This is a genomic window from Terrilactibacillus laevilacticus (genome assembly GCF_006517395.1).
Classification (GTDB): Bacteria; Bacillota; Bacilli; order Bacillales; family Sporolactobacillaceae; genus Terrilactibacillus; species Terrilactibacillus laevilacticus.
Genome location: NZ_VDCY01000002.1, coordinates 32274 through 58368 on the forward strand (window position 1 = coordinate 32274; position 26095 = coordinate 58368).

The window sequence follows — 26095 nt, forward strand, 5'->3', positions numbered from 1 at the left end:
TCTATCTATCTTTACAACTTATCCTAAAATAACTATCCATCGTCATCCTAGGATTCAAAGTAACTAAATCTTCCTTCGTATTTATCGCATTAGGTTTCGCCATCCAAGGCTCAACACAAACGAAATCTTTCCCAGGCTCAGACCATAAAGTTATATAAGGAAATTCTTCTCCATATTCCAATATTAAATTATGCTGGGAGTAAATTGGAGATTTAAAGATTCCTTGCTCGCTATCTAGCAAGATCATAGCCTCGTTTGTGTTGATCAAATTAAAGGTGCCAGTTATACCTTTCTCCTTCTAAATTCGGGTGGTGACAGTAGACGCAAAACTATTGAAGTTCTTTTTCTGCATAATATAGATAAGCAAAGTCTCGAAGATTATCTGGAATCGCTTTTGGTCTCAGAGAAACTTCAGAACTTACTTTAATAAACGAGGATGCCAGTCCCAAAATAGCTCCGTATTCAACAGGGAAATGAAATACTGCTCCTGCTCCTGCACCCTTAGCAGTTTTTATTGCGGCATCAAATAAATTCGGAACATCAATCTCAACTTTGAGACCTCCTAAAAGTCTATGAGAAAAAGATTCATCCATAACTTTATGCAGGTCCATTAAACTTCTTTGCAATTTTTCAATATTCTTTATCTCTGCTCTATCTTGATCGGATGAATCAGCAACCTCTAAATACAACTCATCCATCATTCCACGAAATGATAATAATTCATCTTTTCTTCGTTCTTTAAAATATAATATGTCGTCAAGCGATACTTTATCGGAAGGAATAGGTAAAGCTTGATGTAAATTTATCTCTATATTCCTTTTCTTGACAGTATCATTCTTAGGAAGCACCAAATGTGTATTCGTCTGTCCTAATGACCAGCATCCTTTTTCTGCTTCATTATTTTTATTTAGAGCGATAATTTGGCCTTTTAAATATAGTTCTGTCATTTCTCCGCTTAATAGAACTTGCACATTAGTTTGTTTTAGTACACCGACTTGTTTTAAAAACTCAATATCTGGTGATTCTCCAAATCCAATAAGATTATTTTTTGGAAAATCAATCTTATCCCAGTAAAGTAAATATTGTCTTAATTTTATTGGGTTTAATCCTTTAATAACCATACTGTTTTTACCTGTTATTTCAACAGGAGAAATTACTATTCCTCTCATAATTTAACAATCTCCTTTTTCTGCCTATATTCGGCAGAAAGGTAGGTAAATCCTTCTTGTGATTACGGTCAATGGAATGTAATACCATCACATAGTTCTTACCACCGAAAGACAAAGAATATATCAGTAAATGACAGATTATTTACCGCTTGACCTTCTTTATAATTAGTGAGCATTCTATGAGTGTGACATTATTACATAGGAAGTATTTTTTGTATCATTTATTATCGAAAGATATTGGAATTACATGATTAGGGATCAGTCTTAGGCATCACAAAGGTTTGGGGCTATTTACTCTTTTCGATATAAATAATTTTCTAAAAAATACGGGCGGTGACAGTAGATTGCGTCTCTAAAATAAAAACCTCACAAACCTATGTGATGTTAAATCGATTTTAAATTATAGGACCGTAAAAATAATTGCACTTATAATTGATCCAAGATTTTAATGCCGATATTACAGCTTGCTCAATATCCGCGATTTTAGGTTTTTCATCTGGAGCAGTTATTTTAGTTGCTCCATGTCTGCATAGTAATCCAGATGCATCTTTTGCATTTATATAACGCGAATATTTATATGCGTTATTTAAATCGTTCAGTAATTCATCAGTGATATTGGGGGTACCTTTTCCGAGTTTCAACTTGCTGTTATTGGTACTTAAGTTCAAGTCAGTTTTTATATTTTCAATTATCTTATAAGCATTTATTAAAATATAAATAATTTGTTCTCTACCTAGAGTCAATAACAGTAGGTTTTCTCTAATTAAAGGATATCTAATCATGGCTTTAATAATACCACTTACACCTCTATAGTTAGCATCCTCTGAATTTAATTGTTCTGTTAATTTTTCATCAAATGGCATATTTAATTCTTGAAAAAACATATCTAAATCTTCTTGGGGACCATAGAACTTTTGGTATGTTGTGCCATTAAAATAATATAAAGTACCCTTATGAACGATTCTGTTTCCACCAAACAAGATGTTTATTCCACTAAATAATTTAAGTAAGGACATCATTCTATAATAAGCTCTAACCGGATTATCTACGGGAATAACATCTACATGTGGAGAAGAAAAATAAATATTATTTTCATCATATTCTTCGTCCCCATTAAATAATCGTAAATGCGGTCTTAAATTTAGAACCTTACCCGCATTTAAATTTAACTCAATTGACCAAGAGTTATCTTTTCGCATAAAATTTCTCCTTGTTTTAATTAATTATCTACAATTCAAGGGATTTTTGGTCTCACCCGCCGAACCGGTAAAATCGCTAAACTAAATTATAGAGATTTCCACAAATAAGATTGAACAGGTTTCACTCAAAAATTATCACTTTTTGTATACTTAGAAAGAAGTACACAGCAGCTAGTGAGGCTGCTAAGGTGAAACAAATCGTACACCCTAGCTATTCCCCCCCTTCTCCACCAATCCCACTTCAAAGTAAGTGTTCATTTCACGGTCCTGCAAGATCTGGTGCAGGTAATCTTTCGTATTCATTGCATTGGGTCTTGCCATCCATGGTTCTACACAGACATAGTCCTTTCCAGGTTCAGACCATAACGTGATAAATCGGAATTCTTTTCCCATCCATAGCATTAAATCATATTGAGCGTTCATTGGGAATCGAATGTGTCCTTGTTCACTATTAAGCAAGGTGAGGGCTTCTTTCGTTTCCGTTAAGTCGAATGTTCCGGTTACTGTCTTTTCTTTACCGTCATTAACATCAAAGTACTTTGTGGCATCTGTCTTCACTTCTATTACTTTATGATCAACATTGAAATAGGGATGGAACCCAGCGTAAAAAGGTAAATGATCATCTGATAGATTCTTATACTGTTGACGTATTTGAAGTTTCCCTTTTTTTAAGGTATATTGGAAAGTTAATTTGAAATCAAAAGGATATTGTCTTTTTGTTTCGTAACCTGATTCGAGTGAAAGGGTTATAGATTGAGTATCGAAATTGATTTCCTCAATGGTCCAAGGCAAATTTCGGGCAAACCCATGATTATACATGGTATAGGTCTTTCCCTTATGTTTATACCTGTTACCTCTTAATCGATCACATATTGGAAATAAAACAGGGATTCCCCCTCGTACATTCCGCTTCTCATCGTGCAAGGACTCTTCATCCATATAGAGACATTCTTGTCCATGTAATATGAGACTCGTTATCATTCCTCCTCTTTCAGGTGCAATTTTAAAGGAGGATTGTGTTGCTTCTTCTTTTATTTCATAGATTTTGAGACTTGAGGTTTTCATTAATGGCTCATCCTTTCAATCCGAGAAGTTTTTCTATCAAACTACATGAGAAACGATAAGTTCACATTGCCCTTCTAACGAAAATTCTTGTATCGCTGCTGGAAGAATAAAATGATCTCCAGTATTAAGCGAAAATGTCTTGTCTCCAATCACTAATTCGCCATTGCCTTTAATGGCACTTGCTAATAGAAATGGCCAGTCTTTCGTAATAGTTTTAGATTGTCCGCGAATATCCCATTTAGACACAGAGAAGTATTTTTCACGACATAGTTCGGTAAAGACGGCTTGTCCTTCTTGTTTTATGTGGTATGTAAGCGTAGGATCTTGATGTGGATACTGTGTTACTTCAATAGACTGACGAATATGTAGATCTCTTTTGTTACCTTGAGCATCCGTTCGATTATAGTCATAGACACGATAGGTTATATCAGAGCTTTGTTGAGATTCTAAAATAAGAATGCCACTGCCAATAGCATGAATCGTTCCGCTTGGTACATAGAAGAAATCACCTGGTTTAACTTTCACTTTAAGTAGGAGATCCTCCCAACGTCCTTCATTCACCATTCTTTGAAATTCTTCCGGTGATGAAGCATTATGACCAAAGACAATCTCTGAATCTTCTTCACAGTCAATAATGTACCAGCATTCTGTTTTCCCAAAAGGCTGCTGTTCCTTCTCTTGTGCATAAGTATCCTCAGGATGAACCTGAACGGATAGATCCGTTTTTGCATCTAATATTTCGTTAATAACGGAAAGTCTTTACTCTTAAAATGATCAAATAACTCCGGATGACTCGTCCAAAGTTCATCTAGAGTTTGACCTTCGTATATTCCACTTTTAACTACAGAAGGACCATGAGGCAAAGCCGAAACTCCCCAACATTCCCCCGTTGTTTCTGATGGAATTTGATATCCAAATGTGTCTCTTAACTGCGTTCCACCCCAAATACGATCTTGAAATACTGGTGTAAGAAATAATGGCTCTTGAGACAATTTAAATGCTCCTTTAGTAACTTACTTAATTTCTCTATGAACCTACTTTTGTAAAAAACTCTCACAAAGTATGAATACCTATGTGAGAGTTGAATGTTCTACTTATAAAATTAATCTCTTATTGAAAAGGTAAAAATAATCACTTTGACAAAAAAGGTTAGATCAAATAAACTTTTACTTTAAAACTTATCCTTGCACAAATTGACTATTTAATTCAACTTCTTCCCAAGTCATATAGATTCGATTGATATCCGCTTCCACAAGTTGGCTACCTGTTTGTACCTCAATCAATTCAAGATCAGTGGTCGCTTTTATTGCATGTGCCACGCCCTCTGGAATTGATAGAACATCTCCGACTTTAATTGGCTTTATTACACCATCAATAGCAAACAACCCTTCACCATTGACAATTGTCCATACTTCTTGACGTAATTCATGATACTGATAGCTAATATGTTTACCGTTCTTAACCTTTACTCTTTTGGTAAGAACCTCTTGCTCATTTTCTTCATATCGTGTATAGTCAAGGACTTTATATGAACCCCATAGTCTTTCTTCATACATTGGACGCTGTTCAAATCCGTTCATTACCTCTTTTATTCTAGGACTTTGTTCTTTGTTTGCTACTAAGATACCGTCTGGACTGACAGCGATAACAGCATTTGATACACCTAAAACCGTTACAGGGATATCAAGCTCATTAATCAAATGGGTATTTTCACTATCTTCACTAATGATCCCTTTACCTAATTGATTGGTTGCCATTTCCTCAGTCAAAGTATTCCAAGTCCCAAGATCTTTCCAGTACCCTTCGTAAGGTAAAGCAACAATACTGTTAGCTTTCTCTACCACTTCATAATCAAAACTAATTTTAGGTAATTTATCAAATTGTTTGGATAGCTCATCATACTGGATTGGTAATCCTTGAGCTTCAAGTTTTGAAATAATGTAATCCAATTTAAATGCGAAAACGCCACAATTCCATAAAGCAGAGTTTTCAATTAAGTCTTTCGCTTGTTCTTCCGTTGGTTTTTCCGTAAATCGATTAACTTTTACATAATCTTCACTTTCATGTTCTCCATCAGGGACTATGTAACCGTATTTTGAAGAAGGATAAGTTGGCTTAACACCCATAAGAGCGAGATCAGCATTTGTATCCTGTAAAAGTTTCTCTAAATCAGTGATCCGATTAAAGAAGTGATCATCAACATAAGGATCAACAGGAAGAACACCAACAACATCATTTAAACTAGCACCTTGTACCGAGTAGAGGTAAGTGGCTGCAAGTGCAATAGCTGGAAATGTATCACGACGAGTTGGTTCTACAATCAATGGAACATTATCTCCCAATTGATTATGTAGCATTTCCACTTGGCTTTTACTTGTGGCAATAACTGTTGATTTATCTAACGAAACCTTTTCTAATTGTCCATAGACGCGTTGAACCATGGAACAGAGATCTTGGTTATCATTTTCAAGGACTTTTAGAAATTGTTTTGATCGGGCATCATTTGATAGTGGCCAGAGGCGTTTGCCTGAGCCGCCTGAAAGTAAGACTAATTTCATAGTTTCTCCTCCCAAATTTAAATTTAATTAATGATTTAACATTAAGTTTTCAGTGCCCCATTTTTCTCTTACTTTATTTTCTACGTAATCTCTAAATTCATTTCTAAATCTTTCTTCAGAAAAAGTTAATGCATTATCTCTACAATTATTCGGATTAATATGTTGATAATTTTCTTCGAATACTTGTACAGCTGCTTTTAGGGAATCTACAGTTTGTTCTTTGAAAAATGTACCTGTTGGTCGTTCTTGATCTAGACCACGAACAGTCTCAAGAGCTCCACCTTTACCATATGCAATGACAGGCGTACCACATGCCTGTGCTTCAACTGGTGTAATGCCAAAATCCTCTTCAGCAGCAAATACGAATCCTTTTGCTCTTTGCATGTAATCTTTCAATACACTAAATTCTTGGTAACCTAATAATTTAACATTTGAAGTGACTTTACTTTTAATTTTATTGAAATCAGGACCAGTACCAATCACATAGAGAGTTTTATCTGGCATTGTTGAAAATGCTTCTACAATCAAATCCATTTTTTTGTAGGGAACCATGCGAGAAGCTGTTACATAAAAATCTTCTTTTTCAATCTGCAAATCAAAATCCTTTACACTAACAGGCGGATAAATTGTATCACTTTCTCTGCGATATACTTTCCAAATCCTTCTACCAATATAATCTGAATTTGACAAAAAGTAATCTACTCCGTTCGATGTACGATAATCCCACAATCTCATTTTGTGTAATATTCTCTTCGCCATCCATCCCTTGATTCCCTTATCTAAGCCCGACTCTCTTAAATATTGATGTTGTAAATCCCAAGCATATCTAATCGGTGAGTGGATGTATGAAATATGAAGTTGATCAGGACCTGTAATTACCCCTTTAGCCACACAGTGAGAACTTGAAATAACAACGTCATATTTAGAGACATCTAATTGTTCAATTGCTAACGGCATGAGTGAAAGGTAACTTCTATATTTTTTCTTGGAGAAAGGTAATTTTTGAATAAAGGATGTTGTTACTGTTTTATTTAGAATAAAATCTCTTTTACCTTCTGGAATAAAATCTACTAAACTATATAAGTCGGCATTAGGGTACACTTTTAACATTTGTTCTAATACTTTTTCAGCACCTGCATATGTTACTAACCAATCTACTACTATTGCTATTCGCATAAAATAACCCCTTGAATTTTATTAGCATCTATTATTGAAATAATTAATTAATTCATAGATCATACATTTTATACTACTAATTAATTTATGAATATTTTCGTATATCAAAATTTCATAATCTATGATTAAATTATATAATAATTTAGAATAAAGATTTTTTAATAGTTTAGTAGACATCATCCCTTACTTCAAAAAATTAATTTTTAGATGAAGCAAATTTTAACAACAAATTTTTAATAAGTACGATTTTCGATTCTCTTTTTAATATTTTGTATATATTTGAACAATTTTCATAAGACCAATTTAGCATAAACTTAATATTTTTGTATTTTTTGGCTGAATTTTTTATATAATATGAAATCGTTACATAAGCATTGTAATCAAACCATTTTTCCATATCATTTGCATCGTAACCAAATTTATTAACAGCAATTTTTTTAATCATTTTTTTTTCATTTAAATTTTCAATAATAAATTCTTTTGTAAGGTTAAATGTTATATTATTACCGTGAATTCTATATACTCCAACTATTGTATTTAAATATCCAGCATCTCCAACTAGTAATGAACGAAGATAAATAGATGAATCATTAACCATCTTCATGTCTAATATATTCATTTTAATTAGTGAATCGCGTTTAAAAACTGCAGTTAATGTTGATACAGGCTTTGGGTAACCACTCTTCTCAAAGTGCATAAAATAATCATAGTTATCAACAATTTCGTCTAAGTTTAATTTTGAAGCGATAAGTTGGTTATTTTTTGAATTTTCATAAAACACATCAGCTGCAACAAATGAAATATTTGGATGCTTAGTATGAAATTCTATTGCTTTACTTAAGTATTTCTTGTCAATCAGATAATCATCATCATCCAAGAATAAAATATAATCACCCTGTGCATATTTTTTAAATGCAAATTTTCTATTAATACCTGGACCTTTATTTATAGTATTTTTATAATATATAACTCTTTCATTATCATCATAACTTTTAATCATTAATTCTTTTGTCCCGTCTGTAGAATTATCATCTATAACAATAATTTCCAAATTATGATAATTCTGATTAAGTATACTTCTTATAGCTTGATTCAAATACTTTTTTCTATTATAAGTCGTAATTATTACACTAACTTTTGAAGTCATCTGAATATTGTCGTGTATACTTTCGCTTTTTTGGTTGTTTAAATTTAAATTCTTAATTAAAATTTCACTAACTTCTTTAGTCACATTAAGTTGTTTTTTTAAATAAAAATCCAGTACATCTTCTGAAAGATTACCATCCACAAAGTTAAATAATAGTTCAAATAATAAATCAATATTTTTCAATAAAGTTTTATTAACTTTTTTATCTAATTCATTTTTTAGGTCACACATTTCTTTTTTGATCTTTTTTTTATTTCTATTATTAATAAGGCATGTGTTAATTTCACTAATTATCTCCTCGGAATTTTCTAAATATGGAGCTAAATTCATTTTAATACCTCCAGATAAAAAATACACTCTGATACTAAAAACAAAAACTCAACGAATTAGTTAGCAACTTGTTTTTCCTTTTTATAATTTTTAATATAATTTATTAAAAGGTTTTTTGAAAAAACAAATATGTCTCTTTCAAATAATGAACATAAAATCAAATATAAAGGTAAAATAACAATAGTTAATAATATTGCTGTGGTAATAATTTCAAAATATGAAGTGAGTCTTATATTTATATTGTGAAAAATGATGTTTACTGTTATGAAAATAATTAAATTTATTATCCATCTTTTAATTGTTATGATCGGCTTTCTATTTAATATTTTTAAATTGGAATATATTATCATATCGATTGAGCGATATAACAATGCACATATGGTACCGATAAGTACCCCATAAATACCAATAAAATTAACGAAAATTATTGAAAGAACTATATTAATTGAAGACTCTAATATAGACCTATATTGTGTTTTTCTAAAATGGCCAGCTATATTAATTAGGTTATTAGAAGATACTCTAGCATTTACTAAAAGTTTTAGAAAAACAAATAATATAGGAATCCAAAAGTCAATATAATTAACATCATTTATACCTGCAGTATAAAGTCTCATAAAAGGTAAAATTAAAATATACGCAACAGTGAATAATGCAAAAACAAACGCCATAAAGTAAACTTCATATGCGTCTTGAAACCTAAGGAACTTTTTAGAATCTTCATGATACGTTTGTCCAAGAGCAAAAGTAATACTACTATTAATCGTATTAATAAAATTATCAAGAACAGTAAATAGCATATTATATAACACATACACACTAACTATTTTTAAATTTGTATAGATAGTTAGTATTAATACATCTGTATTATTAAAAATCAGAAATGATAATTGGTGTATTAGCACTGATTTTTTTTGAGAGATAGCTTGTAAATTTGGTTTTTCATTTAGTTTAATCCACGTATATTTTCTAGCTATATATATCTTATAAAATAGTATTTGAATAATTGTTAATATAAAATATGAGGTTTGAATAATAATAATATTAAATCCTTTAATTATTAATATAATCTTGGCAATATTAATTAAAATATTAATTATTGTTGTAATAATGGTGACGATATAGCTTTTGCCTTCAGCTATTAAAAATATTTTATATGTGCCTTGAAAATAATAATTAAATGCACCTCCCAATCCAGTTAGTAAAATAACTGTAGCAATTGTTATTTTATTAATATTACTATGAACAATTATTGGATAAATAATGGAAATTAATATAACACTTATGAAATAGTATATTCCAGTTTTTTTATAATATAATGAAGTTGCTGATAATATTTCATTAATGCTTCGTTTATCCCCTTTTGTTACTTGTTTATATAATGCTTGGAGTGAAGCAGCACCTACTCCCGCCTCTAAAAGAGACAAGTATATAACAATCTGTCCAATTGATGATAATAACCCATTAACTTCAGAGCCAAAATGGACTAAGAATAATCTGGGAATAATTATACCTAATAATATAGTGATTAATTGGCTTCCAATTCCAAAAATTAGATTTAATATACTTCTTTTAGCTTTCATAGTTTCTCCTTTGTCAAAGGATCATATTTTTATAACTTAAAGTTTCAAAAATTCATCTAAAACTTTAAATTGTTCATTGGACTTTTTAATTATTTTATCCATATATATAGCAATATTATTATCTATATTGATATTATTAATATCAAAATCATCTAAATCCTTTATCTCACAATAACTACCAGAATAGTTCAAGTCTTTAAGAACATTCGTCATTTTTTCACTATATATTATTGGAATTACCTTTTTGCCAAAAAGAAAACCTAATATCATTGAATGAAATCTTGTTGCAAACAATATATCAATTTTACTTAATTCTGAAAGCAAGTATTCTAGGTTATCCCTATAACATACAACATTAATTTTTCTCTTTATATTCAAATCAAATAGTTCTAAAAGCTCTTTAATTGCTTTTTCATCACCTTCATTTTTACAAAAAGAAAACAACGTAATGCTATGTTCTTTTTCTATATAATACTCACAAATCGATTTTAATTTCTTCAGATATTTTTCTTTATATTTTTTTAATTTTCCACGATTACTAAGATCAATTATTGATATTCCAACATTATTATTATGTTTAAATGATGGAGGATACTTAAGATTAAATACAACATCTGGAGCTACTCGTATATTATTAAGATCATTAAACAATTTATACGATTTATTATCCCTAAAACAAACATCATTATATCTCGTTAATATTTGCTTATAGCTCTGTAAAAAAGATTGTGTTTCATAAGGGCCAAAATTACAACCAATTAAAAAATTCGGCTTATTTGACATAATCATTTTTCTATCTATTTCAATTTTTTTTTTCCAATTTTCATCTTGCATAAACAAAGAACCACCAATATACACATTAGCATCTACTAAATAGCCTATTAAAGTTCTTATAATTGACTTATATAAAAATTTAAATGAGATTTTATCTATAAATTTTAATAAAAAGTTAGATGATATATATTTTAGGTTTTTTAATTCATCAAATGTATGTTTATTTTTTTTATCACCATAAATATAAAACTTTGTTTTTTGATATTTTTCACATAGAATTTTAACAAATAAATCATCACCAAGATTCTGATTTAAATAAAATGATATAAAAATTTTTTTCAAAACAACACCTCATTATTAATAATCAAATTAACTTTAATTTTTTGTGATAATATTAATTCTTCTACTAAATTTTATTGAAAAAATTTTTGATGTTTTTTGGATATCTCCAAAGGTATTTTGCATATTGATATTTTCCATTTAAATAACTATCTATTATAAACCATTTTACCTTGCCATTTATTCCCCTCTTATTAATAAATTCACTCTTTTTCCAATTAGGAAAATATAAATTAAGAGTTTTGTTAACCTTATTAATAATTTGGTCTTTTAGATTTAAGTCATCTACAAATATTAATTTCAAGACTAAATTATATAATATATGTTCAATAAATAGACTTTCAAGCTCCTTTTCGTAAATAAGTAATTTTTGATTTAGTTTCAACTGGTTATAAACGTTTATAACCATAGTTATTAAATCCGTTATTCTTTTAGGATTAATGGTATTAGTTTGAGAATCTTGCCTTGAAATATCATAATTATAAAGTGGTTTATCAATCTTTTTAATGTAACGAGAATTGGCAACTACTACAGGCACTATCCCTAAATCTTCATACCAATACCCTTCAGGAAAGCTTAAATTTTCCCATAAACTTTTTCTATAAAATTTGTTCCAAGGTACTGTAGATGCTGTATGTAGTTTAGTGCCAGTCACTATATGCTTTTTTATACCTTTATTATTAACTCTATAGAAATCAAATATTAACAAATCATATCTTGTATTCACTATCTCTTTAATACATTCCAATATAGTATTTTCTTCTAGATAATCATCACTATCAACCATCAAAATATATTCTCCTTGAGCTAATTCAATACCTAAATTTCTTGCACTAGCTTGTCCTCCATTTTTTTTATTTGTTATTTTAACACGAGAATCTAAACGACTAAATTTTCTTAATATTTCTAAAGATTTATCAGTGGAACCATCGTTTATTGCAAGTATTTCTATATTCTTATATTTCTGATTCAATATTGAATTAATACATCTCTCCAAATAATCTTCAACGTTGTATATTGGTAGAATAACACTTACTAAAGGAGTTTTCATTTTTCACAAACCTTTCTCAATTCTGTTTTATGGTTACCCCTAAAGCTTTTAGTATTACTTTATAGCTTCCGACTGTGGTAAGCACTATTTAGATAATCTTATTTACCTTTCCTATATTTTTAGATCAAACTCTAAAAATCTTTTATTTTAACCACTTTCTTAATATGATTATATGATGTTATAAAAATCAAAATATAAACAACCGTAAATACCCTCTTATTAATTCCTTTTTTCTTTTTTCGGGTATTCTAGAAAAAGAATAAAAAGTAAGCCTGTATAAAATACAAAAAAAATACAAGTCCAAAAATCACTCCTATTAATTAAAAAAATCAAATATGGAAATCCAGAAATCCAAAAAGCAGCATTAACTTTACTAAGAAATATTATAAATTTAGTTAGAATTATAAATATAATGGGGAAAATAAATAACCCAAATTCTCCAAAATTCATATAAGCTTCGGCAAAAGGGTGACTGCCTAAACCAACATTAGTTATTTTTAAAGTAAAAAACCAACTTCCCATGTCTATTAAATGAATAGGTCGTAATAAACTTGGTACCATGAAAAATAAGCCTGAAAAATAATTAAATGGTCCTTTTATGTCATACTCCATAAAGGCAAATAATATATATTGCGGTAATGCAAATTCGTGCAATGAATCTATTAAATTAAATCCATCAAAAAATAATGGCATGCTTAAAAAAATAATTATTAAAGTTATTATTAGAAATCGAAAAAATCTACTTTTTAATTTTATTGCCCAAATTCCAAGCATAACAATAAGAAGTTCTTTCCTAGATCCAATAATTATAGAAGGTAACCAGAAAAAAATAAATAAAGTAGAAGACAATACCAAAAGTAAATTGCTAGATTTTTTTTTGTATAAATTAATTATACAAATTATTATTATCAAACTAAGGCTTATTGAAAACAATTGATAGTAAAAACTATGAGTTATTAATATGTCTGCAGAATAGACCCTTCTTGCAGAGTGTATTACATTTCCTAATCCAACTTTCAAGAGTTGTATCCAATTTATCATCATTAAGATACTAAAGATTGCATATAATAGCACTTTACGCTCTTTGGATATATTATTAATTTTTTTTTCTAACTGACTTATCCTGACGTATATCATACTAATATCTTTAGAACTAAAACCTAATTTTGTAAATAATAAAATAAAAATAATAATTATTGAAAAAAAACTAACCTCTGTTGCAGAGTATATTAATTTCTCCGAAGCCCACCAAAATGGTCTATATCCGAAATTATATAAAATGCTTTCTGTTGTGTTATATAATGTTAGTATGAATACAATTCCTATTTTTAATTTTGAAGTTAAGTTTGTCATGACAAAATATACAATCAAGAAAATATACCATGATAAAATTAGTTTAAAAGAAACTCCATATATGATTAAGATCAATAAAAAAATTGTTGGTATAAATATATTTAAAAAATATCTTATAGATACTTGTTGATATATGCTTTTATGTTTTGTTAAATTACAAGTTAAATCCATTTATATCACCCTATCCATTTGACATCCAACCAATTAACCTACCTTTAAACACACTGAAATGATATTTTGATTTACCAATTTTACCCATCAACAAGGAAAGTAACGTTCCAATAAAAGGTTTTAATAAAATGTATAGAACATAATGTATTGAATAATTATGTTTTTTTAAAACTCTACCCATACCTGCTCCATAATTAAATGCTTTTTTAATTACATTTGCATTGTATGTTTTAGTTGGATTCGGATGATGAACAGTTATTTTATGTTCATAATATATTTTTTTACCAAGTTTTAGAGCATTTAATAGAAAATCAGTTTCCTCTCCTGATCCCCACAATGTATTTGCTCCAACCCCAAGTTTTTCATCAAAAGTTCCGACTTTATTAATAACATTTATCTTCACAAAAATAGTATACGATATTCCTCTTGCCCAAACATTCCTTTGATTTACATCTCCAGAACTTTGATCAAACCTTCCAATTGATGCTCTTCCAAATTCATCAACTGGTAGCCCTGTTAAACCATCATATTTAGGGTTATTATAAAAAAATCTATAGACTTTTTCTAATAGATTATTATCATACCAACAATCATCATCTGGAAACGCTATAATTTCCCCGCTAGCATATTTAATACCTATATTTCTACCAATTGAGAGCCCTTTTAAAGATTTCACATATTTTAATTCGATTTTATTTTTAAAATAATTAACAATATTAAGTAGTCTGTCATCATCATTTTGATCAACTATTATTAACTCATAGTTTGAATATTCTTGAATTAACAATGATTCTATAAATTTTTCAATTTCATCAGTTCTATTAATTGTTGTTAATATTAAAGAAAATTTCATATTATCACTCCAATGAAAATTCAATATTAAATTTTTAAGCAATTCTCCTCTTTTTAATTATAATTTGTAATACTATTTGAAAAATTCATCATTTTTAATGAAATTTGATTAAATCTTTTAATTCTAAAACAAACCTAAAACATAATTGTATGTAAAATAGGTATTATACGAGTATTATAAGGGTGAATATATATGCAAAAAGTCCTAACTAATACTCTGTTATGTCACCACTTACAACAACATTTAATTTATAAAATTCTTTTAAAGTTTTTTTAAGTTCTAGTTATATAGCAGACCAACCTTAACTACTATTATTTTTGTTCCATTACCATATTGTTAATTTCATTAATTATTGTTTTTAAACCTTTTTCCCATGTGAATTTCTCTGACTGCTTAATACTATTTCTACTTAAATTTTTTCTTAAATTATGGTCCGATAATATTTTTCTTATCTGCTGAGCAATTTCAGTAGGTTTTCGGGGATTTATATAAAGTGCAGCTTCTCCGCAAACTTCAGGTAAAGATGAAGTTTTAGAAACTATTACTGGACATTCACATGCCATAGCTTCTAACGGAGGCAATCCAAACCCCTCATAAAAAGATGGAAATACAAAACACAAAGCATTTTCATACAACGCTTTTAATTCACTATCCGAAACATAACCTACTTGAATTACAGTATTCTCATCAAACGAATACCCTAATTCTTTAAAAACTTTATTATTTTTTCCACCTGCAATAACTACTTTAATTTGACTCTCAGAAAGAAGTTCAATAGCTTTTAATATACTTTCAAAATTCTTGTTCGGATTTAGACTACTTACAGCTAAAACATATTGATTTGTTACTAAATCATACGAATCTATGATACTACGTGATGATTCAATTCTTAGTATATGTTCTTTTCCTTCTGAAATTATTTTGATATTTTCACTTGAAATATTGCAATACTTGGAGATTTCTTTTCTCGAAAAATCAGAAACAGTAAAAATTTTAAGAGAGAATTTTGTTATTATTTTGTAAATCATTCTGTAAATAAAGACAAATGCTTTTGAATATGTTTCAGGATTTGTATAAACAGCTGCATCATGTATAACTATAAATTGTTTACGTTTAAATATAGGTCCGGTATTGCAAAGATTTAATAACAATCCATCTTTTGAATAGCGTGGTAGTTCTATTTGTTCCCAAAGATGACCACCTAATTTACCACATTTTATAATTTTAATATTATTATATCTAATGTTTATATTGTTTTTATGAGGAACAAGTACTTCAATATTTAAATCCGTGTTATTTAGATATTTGTCCAATTCTAGAATAATTTCTCTTGCAAAACGTTGAACTCCTGTAATTGACTGTGTTAAAAAACGTCCATTAATATAGAATTTCAACCCCATTCTCCATTCTTATAAATAATATTATTTTATATTTTTAAATTCAAAAAATTCTTTAATATCTATTTTTTTCATTAAATTATATTAAACTTTTCATGATATAAATTTTCCACTTATTTTGTTCCAAAAATTTTTATAACTAATCTGTAGTATTTTTAACAAAAATAGTCCTAAAAAACTCATATACAAATTACTAATATGCACCACGCCTTAATATAACCATAGAAATTGTCTTAATTAAAATCTTAATGTCTAACTTAAAAGTTTGATTTTGGACATAGAACAACTCAATATCAACTCTCTCTGGATACCCGACTGAACTTCGCCCAGAGACTTGCCAATAACCTGTTACTCCAGGTTTTATAGAAAGAAAACGATTTAACTCATTCCCATATTCTTTTAATTCTTCCTCTACGACCGGTCTTGGCCCTATTAAACTCATATCTCCTTTTAGAACATTTATTAACTGAGGTATTTCATCTAAACTTGTTTTCCTTAAGAACTGTCCAAATTTTGTAATTCTTGGATCTTCTTTAGGTTCTAATTTATAGTTATTCGCTATATATTTTTGATAAAGCAGCTTATTTGTTTTTAATTTCTTATCTGCATCAACAACCATTGAACGAAACTTAAAAATATAAAATTCTTTACCATTCAATCCAATTCTACATTGTTTGAAAAAGACAGGTCCTTTTTGTTCTCCGAACATGTAAAAGAATGCAATAAGTAAGAACAAAGGCATGCTTAGAATTAAGCCAACAAGTGCACCAAATACATCTAAAATTCTTTTAAAAACAAAATATATCCGGTTATTTCTTGCAGAATTTCGCTTGATTGATCCATTATATGGAACTTCCTCATTGAATTTTGTTAAGGGCATTCATTACACCCCTAACTTAGTATTAATTTTTTGTAATATCTTATTAATCCCCTCAAGCACATCATTCTTAATATCCTCATTTTTCAACGCCAACTCAACTTGAGTGAGCACAAATCCAACCTTCTCCCCAACATCATAACGATTACCTTCAAAATTATAAGCATCAACACCTTGAAGATCATTCAATCTCTGAATAGCATCAGTCAATTGAATCTCTCCACCAGCACCAATCTCTTTTTTCTCAAGAAAATTAAAAATTTCAGGTGATAAAACATAACGTCCCATAATAGCTAAATTAGAAGGTGCATCTTTCTCAGGCTTCTCCACAAACTGTTTAACACTATATAATCGACCATCTTGGCTCGTTGGATTAATTATCCCATAACGATGTGTTTGATTCTCAGGTACTTCTTGTACTCCGATCACAGAACGACCTGTTTTTTCATATTGTTCAGTAAGTTGACCAATACATGGTTTTTCTGCCTGAACAATATCATCACCAAGTAATACCGCAAATGGTTCATTCCCAATAAATTTTCGTGCAATCCATACAGCGTGACCAAGACCAAGTGGTTCTTTCTGTCTTATGTAATGGATATCAATCTTAGATGATTTTTGTACTTTTTCTAATAAGTCCAACTTTCCTTTTTTAATAAGATTATCTTCAAGTTCGAAGGCAAAGTCGAAGTGGTCTTCGATCGCACGTTTCCCTTTACCTGTAACAATAATGATATCTTCGATGCCTGCTTCTACCGCTTCTTCCACAATATATTGAATGGTTGGTTTATCGACAATTGGAAGCATTTCTTTCGGCATGGCTTTTGTAGCTGGCAAAAAACGGGTACCGAGTCCAGCAGCAGGAATAATCGCTTTTTTTACTTTTTTCACTTCAAAATCTCCCCTCAAGAGTTTAATTTAAAATATCCCCAAAAACTTTTTCTCTCTAATTCTATTAGGCTCTTCCCTGTTCACCATTTTCCCATCGATAATAAGCTCGGCATTTTCCTGAAATAAGTAAACCATGTCTCTACCAAAGTTTTGTTCAAGCTCATGGAATGCTTCTCTCATATAAAATGGTCGATTTGTCGTATTATGGGAATCTGAGGCAAGGACATGGGTTAATCCATGCTCGACCATTTGCATTGTTAACTTTTTAACTTTCTTTCCATTCTTACCAATAAGACTTGCTGCGGTGATTTGAGATAGTGCTCCATTTTTGACTAGGTTATAAAGCATGTCTGGATGATCAAAGATTTCTTGATTACGTTCAGGATGAACGATAATCGGAGTGATTCCCTTGACTTGCAAGTCAAAGAATAATTGTTCTGCGTATCTCGGGACATTCTGTGTCGGAAATTCAACTAATATATAGGAACCCGTTTCGTTAACGGTCACGAGTTCTTCCTCTGATTCAGGCAAGGCCATTTCACCAAAGATTCTCGGCTCTTGTCCAGGTAAAACTATGACGTTGATGTTTTCTATTGCGAAGAGTTGATTAATTAATTCAACATTTTTTACAACAGAAGCTTTAGGATTATCCCAAGCTCGATTACGGTGATGAGGAGTCGCTACGATATGGGTAATCCCTTCCTTCATGGCTTCTCTCCCCATTGAAAGAACCATTTCTTCATTTTCTGGTCCATCATCAACTCCTGGAATAAGATGACAGTGGATATCTATCATAACTACACCTCCCCCTATACAATCGATTAACTATTACCGTAATAATAGTAGTAGTGACTACCTTTTGTTTGCTTCTTACGGTTTAGAACCACACCTAGCAATTTTGCTTGGGCTTTAACAAGTAATTCTTTTGCACTTACAGCCGCTTCCTTCTCTGTTGTACCGCTTTGAACAACAAGAACGGTCCCATCACATTGATTCGCCATGACTTGTGCGTCTGTTACCGCAAGCACGGGCGGTGTATCAAAAATAACCACATCAAATAACGTGAGAGCATATTTCATAAACGCATTCATAGCAGCTGAACTTAATAGTTCCGCTGGATTCGGTGGGACTGGGCCACTCGTTAGAACAAATAAATGATCGACTTCGGTCTTTTGAATGGCTTCTTCTAAGGTGTCTTTCTTCGTTAAGACCGTCGTAAGTCCTGTTGTATTAGCGAGTCTAAATGTATAATGAGCCGTTGGTTTACGTAAATCCGCATCAACAACTAGGACATTCTTCCCTTGCTGGGCCATCACAACGGCAAGGTTCGCTGTTGTTGTTGATTTCCCTTCACCTGGACTTGATGAGGTCACCATGATCGTCTTTAATTCTTGATCCACCGTTGAGAAGTCAATATTCGAACGTATCGTCCGATATTGTTCTGCGATCGGGGATTTTGGGTTATTAAAGGAAACGAGACTGCGCTGCTTCATTTCTGTCATAGTTTTTCTTTTGCTTAATTTACGCTTCAAGGTGATCCCCCCTTGCCTGTGTATGTGCCGCATGGGATGTTTTCTTCACGTGATGTTGATCAGCCGATATTTCACTAATCGTACCAAGGACAGGAAGACCCAATAATTTTTCAAGGTCATCTTCCGTTTTAACGGTATTATCTAGATACTCTAGCAAGAAAGCAAGACCGACAGAAATCATTAATCCAACAACAAAGGCAATCGCCATGTTCATTTTTGGATTCGGGCTGACTGGATTTTCACTACTTGCTAAATTGGCTTTCGAGAGAACGGTCACGTTATCCACTTTCATGATTTTCTTAATTTGTGTTTTAAAGATGGAAGCCGTTTTATTAGCAATTTGAACAGCCTCTGCTGGATCGGTGTTTTTGACCGTCACATTAAAATATTGAGCGTTTTGGACTGTTTCGACAGAAATCATACTTTGAAGAGCTTCTGCTGAATAATCTAAATTCAAATCCTTTATCACTTGATTTAGGATAATTGGACTTTTCACAATGCCGCTATACGTATTGACGAGCTGTACGTTTGTTTGCACAGCATTCTGATTATATAGACTATCTTTTGAGCTTTGCTGGTTAACTAGTATTTGAGTTGATGCACTATATTGCGGTGTAATAAAGAAAAAAGTAAAAATAGCGCTTATAATTGTAGCTAATAGGGTAATGGTAATAATGAGAAGTAGACGTTTCTTCAACGTTGCAAAAATCTCTTTCAAACTTATCGTTTCTTCCATAGTCGCCTCCACTTTGTCAAATAATTTAGAATTAGATCTCATAATGTTGTCATTATAGCATATTTGTAGATGAATAAGGCTACTATGTTCTAAATTTATAAAATTTAACAACTTGAATTGTTGTCTTAAGCTGTTATGAAGTAGACAATAATTTCTATTCTTCCACTCTTTAGACTTAAAAATGCTTATTAAAGTATAATACAAATTTAGACAATTTTAAAGAGATTTTTCCATACCTTTATTAATATACCGGGAGTCTATCAGTCTCTTAAATAATAGAATAAACTCGTTTATTCTGGAATGATATAGTAAATTTGTTCCCTTTTTTTTGCAAACATTCGACTTTGTTTGAAGAAGACTCGATAACCACCTTGTTGCAAGTCATCGTAATCCACTTCATGCAATTTATTCTTTTTCGCGAACTGTTCAATGGCTTTCTTGACATCATCTGCAAGGATTGTTTCAATTGGCTGCGAATTCTCCGCCAGATGTGATTTTCTTCCGTCATATTCAATAAAAAATGAAAATTTGGTCATGATATGCTCCGCCCTTTCTCCTCATAGCATTCTTTGTCTATTTTTTTATTTTCGTATTTTTGTTGGACCAGTAAGTCGGTCGTTATCAAATTGATAATATTTGTTATTGAAATGAAACGTTAAAACAAAAAGCTAAACGTTTAACAGGTTTAACTTTAAGGAGCTTAGATCAAAGATTCATAGATGATTCGTAAGGTTTCTAGAATTATGTCGTTACTTTTTTCCCTCTAAACATGCAACTACCGGGAGGCCATGTTCTTAAAGACGAGACAGGGGCGAGAATGATCTAACAAAGTCATCACCCTTCTCTTTTTCCTATTTATTTTTATTTAAACAGTTCAAATAGCCCTATTACTTTCCATTGATTTTCCATTATAACTTACCACATTATGAGAGTCTAGGAAGATATTTCGGCAATTTTTGCTATTTTTTATCCATCTTCATACAATGTCACTTGGTACATCGTCTCTTCCAAACAATCCCCTTTTCGCTTCGAGTAAAAGACATGGTATGTACGGGCATTGACTTTAAACAGCCCGCTATATGTTGCCCTATACATCTTTTCAAAACGCTTGACGGCTTGTTCGATCGAACGCGCTTTGACCAGCGTGACATAATGACGTGGTAGTGACTCCTGCACGCCTCTTTCTCTTTTTAAGAAAAATAGAAACTGCGCCGGTGGCGATGATCGTGACATGCTTACACCTCCCAAAAACAACGGACTCGATTAGTGATAAAATTTTACAAAATGGAAAGAATAGACTAAAATGATGTCATAATAATCAAAATCTTCGGATGCTATTTAAGCAAACCATTAGATATGACATATCTCACACATTTTCTATTAAGTTTCAACAATTTACGTAATGATAACACACCGACCGTTACACTATCATTACACCATTGCGATAAAACGCTAGTATTGTAAATCTTTTTAAATTTATTAGTCGGTCGTTGGTCGTGGTTTTGAGTTTATGTATGTACGGGTCTTAAGCTTCATTCATATCGTCCTAATAATTTACAGATTAATATTTAATCGTATGACATTAGTAGAAAAGACAGAACACCTTTTTTGTGTTAATTCTGATGGTTATAGTGCAAGAGAAGTATGACTATGTGGGACCATACAATTTCAGGCATAGAGCATATTCAATGTATGATCATATTTAGAATAGATTGTTCGTTAGGGGTAGTATTTAAAACTGTTTTGCTCTAAAGTCAAACCGTTAATAAGTTTTGAGTACGGAGCATAAATAAGTAAGGACACTAGACAAGGTAAGCTAGCGTGTTCAAATGATATTTTATACGAAGAAATGAGGATAAAACCATGCCCTATCTTAAAATGAAAGATTATGATCTGTACTACTCTTACCATGACTATGAATCTAGCAGACCTACACTTGTCTTCATTCACGGTTTAAGTTTTGACTCGTCAATTTGGCAATCTCTCCTGCCTCTACTTGGGCAAAACTATAATACGCTGATCTATGATATCAAAGGACATGGCCGCTCGGTCGTCACCACAAAGGAAATAGCCTGTTTTTTCCAAGATCTCTGCCATGAATTCCGTGCCTTGATAAATCATCTTAAGCTGACGAAGGTTCATCTGATTGGCAGCATCACGGGCGGCAATGTGGCATTAGGCTTTTACCCTATTTTTAACCATATCGTGAAATCGCTTACCTTGTTGTCCACTCCCTTTTCTATTCCGAATCTGTTCTTACAAGAAGAGCAGGACCTTCATAAGACCTTAACTCAAAAGGAGTACGCACGGCAGCTGGCGGGGAAATTCATTTATCCCTGTACAAGCGAGAAACGTAAGATCGTGGAAAAAGCTTTGTCCTCCCTCAATGAGCGAGGTTTTAACTACCCACTCAATCAACAACTGATGAAACCGGATCTCTCTTCCATCGACTGTCCGGTACTCATTTTACACGGGGAGTATGATCCTTTATATCCCGCACATCATGCGATTCTTTATGCGAATGATTTGCGAAACGCCAGGGCCCTCATTGTTGCCAACAGCTCGACCCTTGTTGCGCTAGATCGTCCTGAAATTGTGAGTCAGTTTCTCCTAAACTTTTTGGAGGATGAGAAGGTTAAACAGAAGACGGTCCCTTTTTATAGCGAAGATTTTTTTACAAAATGTCTTGAAGATGTCTCATTGGTGGGACCGATGAGTTGGAGTACTCAGGCCATGAATTCAGAGAAGCCGATCCTTCAGATTCACGCACAAGGCTCCTTTCAAGTTTACTGGGAGGGCACCCCTGTGGAGGGGACGTGGAATCGCCGGAATGCGAAGGAGCTCTTAGTCTTTCTTGCTTTCCATGATGGAGTGGCCACGCGCGAGACGATTATCACTATGTTCTTTCCACATCAATCGATGGAAAAAGCGCGAAATGCCTTGCGCGTTCAGCTGAGCCATCTGCATTCTCTGTTCAAACAGCAAGAAGACGAGCGACTGAACGAAGCTCTTTCCATAACACGAGAAGGCGTTCAGCTTCTCGTGCCAGTCGAGTGTGATCTTGTGGATTACGTCAAACAGCTCGACAGCCTGTTCAATCCAAATGAGTCACTCATGAAGCGATACGTGAAATTCATCGACATATTGAATGCCGGTTCTTTTAACCTTGTCTCCATGTTCCGAGTAGAATGGTTCGTGAATCTCAGTGACAAAGTGGATCAACGTCTCACAAAAGCGATGCTGAATATCTATGAGGAATTAAAGAAACGACACTATATCTATGAAATGAAACGGCTCTTGCGGAAATGCGAACCGATCGAACCGTATGAAGGCTTCTGTAAAGAAAAGTTACAAGCTTTGAATACATTACATCCAAAAATCGATAAAAAGAGTGTTTATTATTCGGAAATAGAGGGAATGTAATCTCTGAAAGTTTAATTACCCTATCTCCTCTCATATTATTTCCTTTGTTTTACGATAAGGAACCCTAACACCTATGTGTTAGGGATTTTTTTTACACTTAAGAGTGGCCTGGAATGCGATTGGGAACCCCTGTTGTTTTAACCCTACATAAGTCTTTAGACCTATCATAGGTCATTTGTAACGGCGATTTTTGTTAAAAATGTTTGAAATGTCGTATCTTGCTCCTTATCTAATCGATTGTTGTCGATATTTTTGGAATGATTTTTATTTTATTAGGACTTATTACATTGTATGATACTAATAACTAAGGGGGATTCGTACAATGTCTTATATTCAAATGAATGATTATAAGTTATATTATGAGTACTTTGAACGCCATACGTGTCTGCCGACTGTCGTCCTAATCCAGAATTTAGGTCATGATTCTACATCTTGGAAGCGACTTTTGCCCTATTTTATAACTAAATACAATGTTCTTGTGTATGATTTTTATGGACATGGGAAAACCGGCTCTTCCTCTCGTCCACTGAATCTTAAACAACTACACTTGGAATTTAGGTCGCTTTTAAGCCATCTTTCCTTAGCTGATGTACATTTAATCGGTTGCAGTTTCGGAGGGAACTTAGCGTTAAACTTTGCGACGACCTTTCAAGATGACGTCCAATCGATCACGCTGCTTTCCACCCCCTTTCGATTCCCATCCGGTTTATTGCACGGTGAACATATGGAACAGACCGGCGTCACGGGTGCCTATGATTATTGTTATGAATTAGCTAAGCAGATGATTTACCCTATTGACGAAGAAAAATTAAATATCGTCTTACAAGCGATGCTCAAAATCCCATTGAACATTCTCATCCAATCGACGACGCTACTGATCAAAGAGGAAACACGATTAACGGATATAACATCCGTCACCCAACCCGTTCTTATTTTACACGGTGAATACGATCCCATTTTCCCTGCCAAAATGGCTATTTTATATGCCAGCCATTTTAAAAAAGCCAGAGCTTTGATGATCGCTAATAGCTCAAGCGAAGTCGCCCTTGATCGCCCAGACGTCGTCGCCTCGTTCGTTGATCAATTTTTAGACGATATCACAACGAAAGTGCCCGCCCGAAAAATAAAAACAATCAAGGGCGCTGTGATATCTCTCGGCTCCCTGCGGATGGAAGTCATGAAAGACTACCGAGTAACATGGAACAACCAACTTGTTGAAGGGCATTGGCTCAGACGGCATGCAAGAGACTTTCTCTTATTTCTGATTATGAACAAAGGCTCCGTCACACGAGACAAATGCGTCGACGAATTCTTCAGCAACCTGGACTACCAAAAAGCCAAAAACCATTTGCGCGTCACACTCAATCATTTAAAAAACATCTTCCGGCAGCATCCTGATCTCGCATTGCATGACGCCCTTATCATCACACGAGATCAAATTACACTAAAAGCTCATATTGAATGTGATTTACTCAATTACCAACAAGCCCTTGACCACCTCTTTGACCCAAAATTTGGCGTCATGAGACGTTACTATCCGTACATGTACTTCATTCACTTTGACGTCAATCGCAAATTTGGCCAGGATATTCGCGGCGAATGGGCCACTCGCATTCATGATCACATCGAAGACCAACTACACGACATGTTCCTCCTCCTCGTTGACGAACTCAAACAACGAAACTTGACAGTAGAACTCACTCAGTTGTTGCAGCAATACAAACTAGCTGAGCCCTATCCGGGATATTGTCAGGAGGAACTTAAGAATATCGAAAAAAAGAAAAAAGTGGTTGGGTAGAGCGCAGGGATTGAAGGGGGTCGGGGATTTTATTTGAGGGCGGAGATTGAATTCGGGCAAGACGGTATTTTACGGTGGGGGACTTGCGTTAGGATGGGAGTGAGCGGGTTCGGGGATTGTGTGTCGGGGGTGGGATTGAATTCGTCAAGGAAGGATTTTGAGACGGCGGGATTGTTGCTACTTCGGTGGTTGGATTGCATCGCTTGTGGGGTGGATTGCATCACTTCGCATCCGGATTGCACCATTTGGGAGCGGGATTGTACCTCTTCGTTTGCGGATTGCATCACTTGGGTGCGGAATTGCACCACTTGGGGGCGGGATTGCACTGCTTCGCTTGCGGATTGCACCACTTGGGGTGGGATTGCACTACTTCGCTTGCGGATTGCACTGCTTCGCTTGCGGATTGCGGTAGTTCACCGCGAAATTGAGCTGCTTTTAAATTAATTGCGGGACTTCTCCGCGGAATTGAGCTACTTCTGGATTAATTGCGGGACTTCAACACTGAATTGAGCTACTTCTGGATTAATTGCGGGACTCCGCCATGGAATTGAGCTACTTCTGGATTAATTGCGGGACTCCGCCATGGTATTGAGCTACTTCTGAATTAATTGCGGGACTCCGCCATGGAATTGAGCTACTTCTGAATTAATTGCGGGACTTCAACACTGAATTG

The 26095-nt window shown here is 32.7% G+C and carries 22 protein-coding genes and 1 pseudogene; 3 read left to right on the forward strand and 20 right to left on the reverse strand.

What is annotated here, in order from left to right:
• Positions 1–329 precede the first annotated feature (329 nt).
• The 20 genes and pseudogenes from FG390_RS03225 to FG390_RS03320 form a co-directional block, all read right to left on the reverse strand.
• Complete coding sequence (locus FG390_RS03225) at positions 330–1169, reverse strand: DUF6236 family protein (RefSeq protein WP_141189602.1); 840 nt, start codon at positions 1167–1169, stop codon at positions 330–332.
• Between the two features lie 395 nt (positions 1170–1564).
• The gene (locus tag FG390_RS03230; protein WP_141189603.1) at positions 1565–2368 is read right to left on the reverse strand and encodes a hypothetical protein; all 804 of its coding nucleotides are present in this window, start codon (positions 2366–2368) and stop codon (positions 1565–1567) included.
• Between the two features lie 207 nt (positions 2369–2575).
• A complete protein-coding gene (locus FG390_RS03235; RefSeq protein ID WP_141189604.1) occupies positions 2576–3433 on the reverse strand; it encodes an aldose epimerase family protein in 858 nt (285 codons plus the stop codon).
• 36 nt (positions 3434–3469) lie between these two features.
• Positions 3470–4425: pseudogene (manA, locus tag FG390_RS03240) on the reverse strand (mannose-6-phosphate isomerase, class I).
• A 186-nt stretch (positions 4426–4611) separates the two neighbouring features.
• Positions 4612–5991 carry a sugar phosphate nucleotidyltransferase gene (locus tag FG390_RS03245; RefSeq protein WP_141189605.1) on the reverse strand — a complete coding sequence of 460 codons (1380 nt, stop codon included), beginning with the start codon at positions 5989–5991 and terminating at the stop codon, positions 4612–4614.
• Between the two features lie 27 nt (positions 5992–6018).
• Positions 6019–7167 carry a glycosyltransferase family 4 protein gene (locus FG390_RS03250; protein ID WP_141189606.1) on the reverse strand — a complete coding sequence of 383 codons (1149 nt, stop codon included), beginning with the start codon at positions 7165–7167 and terminating at the stop codon, positions 6019–6021.
• Between the two features lie 196 nt (positions 7168–7363).
• Entirely contained in the window at positions 7364–8644 is a 1281-nt protein-coding gene (locus tag FG390_RS03255; RefSeq protein ID WP_141189607.1) for a glycosyltransferase family 2 protein, read from the reverse strand.
• 56 nt (positions 8645–8700) lie between these two features.
• Positions 8701–10227: a polysaccharide biosynthesis protein gene (locus tag FG390_RS15700; RefSeq protein ID WP_181406353.1), complete on the reverse strand. Its 1527-nt coding sequence runs from the start codon at positions 10225–10227 to the stop codon at positions 8701–8703.
• A 36-nt stretch (positions 10228–10263) separates the two neighbouring features.
• A complete protein-coding gene (locus FG390_RS03265; RefSeq protein ID WP_141189608.1) occupies positions 10264–11343 on the reverse strand; it encodes a polysaccharide pyruvyl transferase family protein in 1080 nt (359 codons plus the stop codon).
• A 64-nt stretch (positions 11344–11407) separates the two neighbouring features.
• On the reverse strand, positions 11408–12391 hold the full coding sequence (locus FG390_RS03270) for a glycosyltransferase family 2 protein (RefSeq protein ID WP_141189609.1): 984 nt from the start codon (positions 12389–12391) through the stop codon (positions 11408–11410).
• 219 nt (positions 12392–12610) lie between these two features.
• On the reverse strand, positions 12611–13915 hold the full coding sequence (locus FG390_RS03275) for a hypothetical protein (RefSeq protein WP_141189610.1): 1305 nt from the start codon (positions 13913–13915) through the stop codon (positions 12611–12613).
• 10 nt (positions 13916–13925) lie between these two features.
• Complete coding sequence (locus FG390_RS03280) at positions 13926–14768, reverse strand: glycosyltransferase family 2 protein (protein WP_141189611.1); 843 nt, start codon at positions 14766–14768, stop codon at positions 13926–13928.
• 311 nt (positions 14769–15079) lie between these two features.
• Positions 15080–16168: a glycosyltransferase family 4 protein gene (locus tag FG390_RS03285; protein ID WP_141189612.1), complete on the reverse strand. Its 1089-nt coding sequence runs from the start codon at positions 16166–16168 to the stop codon at positions 15080–15082.
• 190 nt (positions 16169–16358) lie between these two features.
• Positions 16359–17045, reverse strand: a complete 687-nt coding sequence (locus FG390_RS03290) for a sugar transferase (protein WP_141189613.1) — start codon at positions 17043–17045, stop codon at positions 16359–16361.
• A gap of 3 nt (positions 17046–17048) precedes the next feature.
• Positions 17049–17933, reverse strand: coding sequence for a UTP--glucose-1-phosphate uridylyltransferase GalU (gene galU / locus FG390_RS03295; protein ID WP_141189614.1), 885 nt, complete (start codon positions 17931–17933; stop codon positions 17049–17051).
• A gap of 27 nt (positions 17934–17960) precedes the next feature.
• Positions 17961–18728 (reverse strand): tyrosine-protein phosphatase, encoded by a 768-nt coding sequence (locus tag FG390_RS03300; RefSeq protein ID WP_141189615.1) that lies wholly within the window; start codon positions 18726–18728, stop codon positions 17961–17963.
• Between the two features lie 26 nt (positions 18729–18754).
• Positions 18755–19435, reverse strand: a complete 681-nt coding sequence (locus tag FG390_RS03305) for a CpsD/CapB family tyrosine-protein kinase (protein ID WP_141189907.1) — start codon at positions 19433–19435, stop codon at positions 18755–18757.
• Positions 19436–19454: 19 nt separating this feature from the next.
• Complete coding sequence (locus tag FG390_RS03310; protein WP_141189616.1) at positions 19455–20201, reverse strand: YveK family protein; 747 nt, start codon at positions 20199–20201, stop codon at positions 19455–19457.
• Between the two features lie 290 nt (positions 20202–20491).
• A complete protein-coding gene (locus FG390_RS03315) occupies positions 20492–20737 on the reverse strand; it encodes a hypothetical protein (RefSeq protein WP_141189617.1) in 246 nt (81 codons plus the stop codon).
• A gap of 430 nt (positions 20738–21167) precedes the next feature.
• Positions 21168–21434, reverse strand: coding sequence for a hypothetical protein (locus FG390_RS03320; RefSeq protein ID WP_141189618.1), 267 nt, complete (start codon positions 21432–21434; stop codon positions 21168–21170).
• Between the two features lie 630 nt (positions 21435–22064).
• On the opposite strand from FG390_RS03320, the gene FG390_RS03325 reads away from it, so the two are divergent.
• The 3 genes from FG390_RS03325 to FG390_RS03335 all read left to right on the forward strand — a co-directional run bounded on the left by FG390_RS03325 (position 22065) and on the right by FG390_RS03335 (position 25834).
• The gene (locus tag FG390_RS03325; RefSeq protein ID WP_141189619.1) at positions 22065–23624 is read left to right on the forward strand and encodes an alpha/beta hydrolase; all 1560 of its coding nucleotides are present in this window, start codon (positions 22065–22067) and stop codon (positions 23622–23624) included.
• Between the two features lie 322 nt (positions 23625–23946).
• Entirely contained in the window at positions 23947–25422 is a 1476-nt protein-coding gene (locus tag FG390_RS03330; RefSeq protein WP_141189620.1) for an alpha/beta fold hydrolase, read from the forward strand.
• Between the two features lie 157 nt (positions 25423–25579).
• Positions 25580–25834, forward strand: coding sequence for a hypothetical protein (locus FG390_RS03335; RefSeq protein ID WP_141189621.1), 255 nt, complete (start codon positions 25580–25582; stop codon positions 25832–25834).
• Positions 25835–26095 lie beyond the last annotated feature (261 nt).